This window comes from Achromobacter sp. DMS1, assembly GCF_001270295.1.
Genome location: NZ_LHSJ01000289.1, coordinates 1 through 5,024 on the forward strand (window position 1 = coordinate 1; position 5,024 = coordinate 5,024).

At 68.4% G+C, this 5,024-nt stretch carries 1 protein-coding gene and 5 pseudogenes; 3 read left to right on the forward strand and 3 right to left on the reverse strand.

Annotated elements, in window-relative coordinates; genetic code table 11:
* The 3 pseudogenes from AD428_RS25720 to AD428_RS28610 form a co-directional block, all read left to right on the forward strand.
* A pseudogene (locus tag AD428_RS25720) lies at positions 1 to 265 on the forward strand (dihydrodipicolinate synthase family protein); the annotation flags it as partial.
* Between the two features lie 109 nt (positions 266 to 374).
* A pseudogene (locus tag AD428_RS28605) lies at positions 375 to 1,127 on the forward strand (sterol desaturase family protein); the annotation flags it as partial.
* Positions 1,107 to 1,838 (forward strand): annotated as a pseudogene (locus AD428_RS28610) (fatty acid desaturase); the annotation flags it as partial. The pseudogenes AD428_RS28605 and AD428_RS28610, both read left to right, overlap by 21 nt.
* Positions 1,839 to 1,902: 64 nt before the next feature.
* Here AD428_RS28610 and AD428_RS22650 read toward each other — a convergent pair.
* From AD428_RS22650 to AD428_RS22660, 3 genes and pseudogenes are all read right to left on the reverse strand, one after another.
* A pseudogene (locus AD428_RS22650) lies at positions 1,903 to 3,013 on the reverse strand (ABC transporter substrate-binding protein); the annotation flags it as partial.
* A 114-nt stretch (positions 3,014 to 3,127) separates the two neighbouring features.
* A pseudogene (locus AD428_RS22655) lies at positions 3,128 to 3,872 on the reverse strand (GntR family transcriptional regulator).
* Between the two features lie 15 nt (positions 3,873 to 3,887).
* The coding region (locus tag AD428_RS22660) for an AMP-binding protein (protein WP_053246664.1) at positions 3,888 to 5,024 on the reverse strand (1,137 nt) is incomplete at its 5' end.

Genomic DNA, 5,024 nt, shown 5'->3' on the forward strand with positions numbered 1-5,024 from the left:
CACATCCGCCCGGACCTGTTCGTGGCGCTGGACCGGGCGGTGCGCGCGCAGCAGCTCGACCGGGCGCGCGCCTGTTCCATGCGCTTGCGCCGGTGATACGGCTGGCGTTCGCGGAGCCGAACCCCGGCCCCGTCAAGGCGTTGCTCGCGCACCAGGGCTGATGCGCGCCGAACTGCGTGCGCCGATGCCGGCGGCGAGCGCCGCGCTCGCGGCGCGCATCGCGGCCGCCGCGGCCGGGCTGGACCGGCGCTTTCCCGCGGGTTGAGCGGCGCGCGTCGGGGTTTGTGGTGTCTGGAATCATTTGGTAAATATTGGCGCGTCCGCCGCGGGCGGGATTGCTTATGATGCGCCCATTCCCCGGGTGAGCCCTCGACATGGCCCAAGCTTTTGAAGCGCTTTCCGCCTGGCAGGTCATGTTGGCGGGCCTGCTGTTCTTCGGCGGCATCTATCTTCTGTCCGGCGCCGCCACCTGGCTGCTCACGCGCCGCATCCTGCCGGCGCTGGGCATCGGCAGGCCGCTCGATCCGCGGCCGCTGGCGCCTGGCCAGCTGCGGCGCGAACTCATCCAGTCCGGCGTGTCGGTGCTGCTCTTCGGCACCGGCATGATCTTTCCCTGGGGCCTGCTGCAGCTGGGCTGGGCGCGTCTGGACCCGGATGCCGGCCCGGGGCGGATCGCGCTGGAGATCCTGTTCCTGCTCGCCTGGAACGACGTGCATTTCTGGATTAACCACCGCTTGCTGCATACGCGGGCGCTCAGGCGCTTTCACCTGCCGCACCACCGCTCGGTGGTGACCACGCCGTTTTCCACCTACAGCTTCCATCCGGTGGAGGCGCTGATGCTGGGCAACGTCATCCTGCTGCCCATGGTGCTGCACGACTTCAGCTTCTGGTCGCTGTTTTCGGTGCCGCTCTTCAGCCTGTTCTTCAACTGCGTGGGCCACGCGAACTACGATTTCTTTCCCGGGGTGTCCCATGCGCACTGGTTTGCCGCGAGCCGGCGGCATCACCTGCACCACGCCTGCTATCACGGCAACTACGGGTTCCAGTTCACGTTCATGGACCGCTTGTTCGGCACGCGGCTCGCGGCCGACGCGGCCGAGGCCCAGTTGCGCGCGCACGAACGGCGCCAGACGGCGCAGGGCCTGCGTCCTGAGCGCATGCGGCCGCCCCGCCTGCGCAACCGGCGCGACTGGCAGAGCCTGGCCTACCTGGCGGCGCTGCCCGCCCTGGCGGCCTGGCAGTGGGCGCACGGATTCCGGTGGCCGCTGTACGGGCTGATGCTGTTCCTGACGCTGGGCATCGGCGTTATTCACCACAATCACACACACCTGCGCATGTGGCGCGGGCGCGCCGCGAACCGCATCACCGATTACGTCATCACGCTGCTGCAGGGGCACCCCACTTTCGTGTTCTTTCCGGCGCACGTGGCCAACCACCACCGCCACAAGCACGGTCCGCGCGACGCGCGCGCACGTATCGGTTCGGGGGCGACACCAATCATCTCTGGGGCTATCTCATCCATCCCGCGCAGGCGGTGTGGGTGCTGTATCCGCTCTTTTTCGCCTGGCTGGGCCGGCTGCGCCGCCGCCGGCGGCGTGTGGCGCTATTGCATGGGCCAGTACGCGGCCTGGCTCGGGCTGTGGGGCGGCCTGCTGGCGCTGGACCCGGCCAAGGCGCTGCTGTATGTCATCGTGCCGCAACTGCACGGGCTGCACTGGCTGCTGGCCACCAACTACCTGCAGCACGCGCATGCCGATGGCGGGCCGCAGCGCGTCGCCCGCCTGAGCTACGCGCGCAATTTCGAGGGGCTGGTCAATCCGCTGCTTTTCAATATCGGCCTTCACACCGCGCATCACGAAAATCCGCGCGCGCACTGGTCGGAGCTGACCGGCCTGCATGACGGACCATGCGGCCGTCCTCGGCCGGATGCGGCCGTTGGGGGCGAAGAAGTCGTGGATGGGCATGGCCTTCATTTGCTTCATGACGGCGGCGGTTTCGTCCGTGCCGGCCGCCTGCACCGCTTTCAGGTAATGCATGACGGAGGAGTAGGTGCCGGCCTGGCTCATGTTGGGCATTTTCTTGAGCTTGTCATAGTAGCGCTGCGACCATGCCCGGGTCTGGTCGTTCATGTCCCAGTAGAACGCCTCGGTCAGGGTGAGGCCCTGGGTGGCTTCCAGGCCGATGGCATGGATGTCGTTGATGTACAGCAGCAGGCCGGCCATTTTCTGTCCGCCCTTGGTGAGGCCGAACTCGCTGGCGGCCTTGATGGCGTTGACGGTGTCGCCGCCGGCGTTGGCCAGGCCGATGATCTGGGCCTTGCTCGCCTGGGCCTGCAGCAGGTACGAGGCGAAATCGCTGGCGCCCATGGGGTGCCGCGAGGCGCCCAGCACCTTGCCGCCGTGCTGCTCGATGACCTCGGTGGCCGAAGCCTGCAGCGTGTGCCCGAAAGCATAGTCGGCCGTCAGGAAATACCAGGTCTTGCCGCCATGCTCCACGTTGGCGCGCGCGTGGTGTTGGCCAGCGACCAGGTGTCGTAGGTGTAGTGGACCGAATACGGCGAGCACAAGTCGTTGGTGATGCGCTCGGTGCCGGGCCCGCTGAACATCACGATTTTCTTCTTCTCGCGCGCCACTTCCAGCACGGCCAGGGCCGGCGCGGAACCGGCCACGTCCATGATGGCGTCCAGGTGCTGCGTGTCGAACCACTCGCGCGCCTTGGCCGAGGCGAGGTCGGCCTTGTTCTGGTGATCGACGGTAAGCAATTCGATCTTCTTGCCGAGCACGGCGCCGCCGAAATCGGCGATGGCCATCTCGGCGGCCGTGACGCTGCCCTTGCCGGTCACGTCGGCGTAGACGCCGCTCATGTCCAGAATCAGGCCCAGCCGCACCACGTCATCGGAAATCGCGGGCGCGGGCTGTGCGTGGGCGGGCAGGGCCGGCAGGGCGGCCAGGGACAGGACGGCGAGGGTGCTGCGTAACGGCTGCGAAATCCGGGGCTTCTTTCGATGAAACATGGCTTGTCTCCCGTTATGCGGATTTATGGTTCGAAGCGGCGGTTGCTGCGGCATGTCGCAAATGACGATGGCGGGCGGCGGTCTCCTGGGTAGTGGAAAAGAAAAGGGGCGGGTTCAGCGGTCCGACAGCAGGTCGAACTCCATGCGCACCTTGCGGAACGGGAACTCGAGGCGGGCGTAGTACACCACCCGGCCGTCGATGCAGGCGTAGCGGCGGATCTCGGCCACCGGCGAGGACACCGGAATGCCCAGCGATTCGGCGGACTCCTGGCCGGCCTCGATCACGTTGAGCACCTGCCTGGCCTCGCTGATGCGCGCGCCGTAGTATTGGTCGAGCACCGGCGCCACGGTGCTTTTCTGCATGCGGGCGCGATGCTTGCGGAAGAGCCCGCTGTCGATGAACACCTCGCTGTAGCAGAAGGGGCCGGCCTGCGTGGTGTGGACGCGGCGCAGGTACTGGAAGCGGCCGTCGCGCCGCGCCGCGCAGGTGCACTGCCCAGCGTGTCGGGCAGCGGCGAGTCCGCGCTCGATTCCACCAGCGCACGGTGCCGAGCTGGTTGCTGAGTTCCACGGTTTCGGCCCAGGTCTTGGGAATGAGCAGCGTGGGGGTTTCGGGCAGCGCCGCGTTGACGAAAGTGCCCGAGCCGCGTGAGCGGCGGATCAGGCCGTCTTCTTCCAGCATGCCCAGCGCCTGGCGCACCGTGGCGCGCGAAATGCCGTAGGTCTGCGTCAGCGACTCCAGCGGCGGAATCTGCTGTCCCGGCTTCCACGTCCGGTTCTGGATGTGGCTGCGGAACAAAGCGGCCGCCTGCAGATACAGGGGCTGGGGGCTGTGCGAGAAGAGTTTGCGCGCGGACATGGAAAAGGCCGGGGGTCAGGACGAGGCCGCCAGCATAGCCTCGGCCATCTCGCGCAGTCTATGTTTCTGGATCTTGACCGAGTTGGCGCTTTCCACGGAAGGGAACGCCTGCAGCGCCGAGAAGCCCGCGGGCACCTTGAAGCCGGCCATGGCCGCCTTGCAGGCGGCCGTCCAGCCGGCCGGATCGGGCTGGGCGCCGTCGTGCAGCAGCACGAAAGCATAGGGCACGGTCTTGCCCTGCTTCATGGCGCCCACCACCTGGCAGGCGCGCACGCCGGGCAGCGATTCCACCACCTGCTCGATCTCCACCGGGTTCACCAGGAAGCCCGCCAGGCGCAGGGAATCGCCCATGCGGGTCTGGAACACGAACTGGCGCGGCGAGAGCGTGTAGCCCAGATCTCCCGTCTTGAAATAGCCGTCCTCGGTGCAGGCGGCCGCCGTGGCTTCGGGGTTGTCCAGATAGCCCAGCATCAGGCTGGGCGAGAGGATTTCGATTTCGCCCGATTCGCCGTGCGGCAGGATCTGGCCGGTGGCCGGATCGCGCGCGCGCGCCGCGGGCTCGGGGTAGATGAGCGTGCCGCCCGGCAGGTAGCGGGCGGCGGTGTCGCCTTCGGCCGGCGTGCGCGGCTGGGCGGCCACCAGCGCGATCAGCTCGCTGGACCCGTACAGCCCGGTCAGCGGCACGCGGGCGTCGCGGGCCAGGTCCAGCAGGTTGTCCAGTGCCGGCGTGAAGCTGGCGAATCCGAACAGCCGGGCCGAGGAGAAATCGTCCGGGCCGGCGGCGGCCTGCATCATGCCGACCAGCGCCTCGTTGTTGGCGTAGGTGTGCGTGACCCGATGGCGCTTGACCGCCCGCGCCGCGCCGGCGGCGTCGAACACCGGCTCGCACGCGACCGGCACGCCGGCCGCCAGGCCGCCCGCCAGCGTGGCGAAGCCGAAGGCGCCGCAGAACGGCGCGCTGGCGAGCACGCAGGCATCGTCGCTGTAGCCGTAGGCCCGCGCGATGGCGTCGCCGTGCGCGAGCAGGGTGCGCTGGTCGTGCAGTACGAACTTGGGCTTGGAGGTGGTGCCGGACGTGGTGAAGCACAGCACGCCGGCGTTGGGCGCGGCCGCGGGCGGCTGCTGCGGGGCGCGCCAGCAGCACGTCATAGC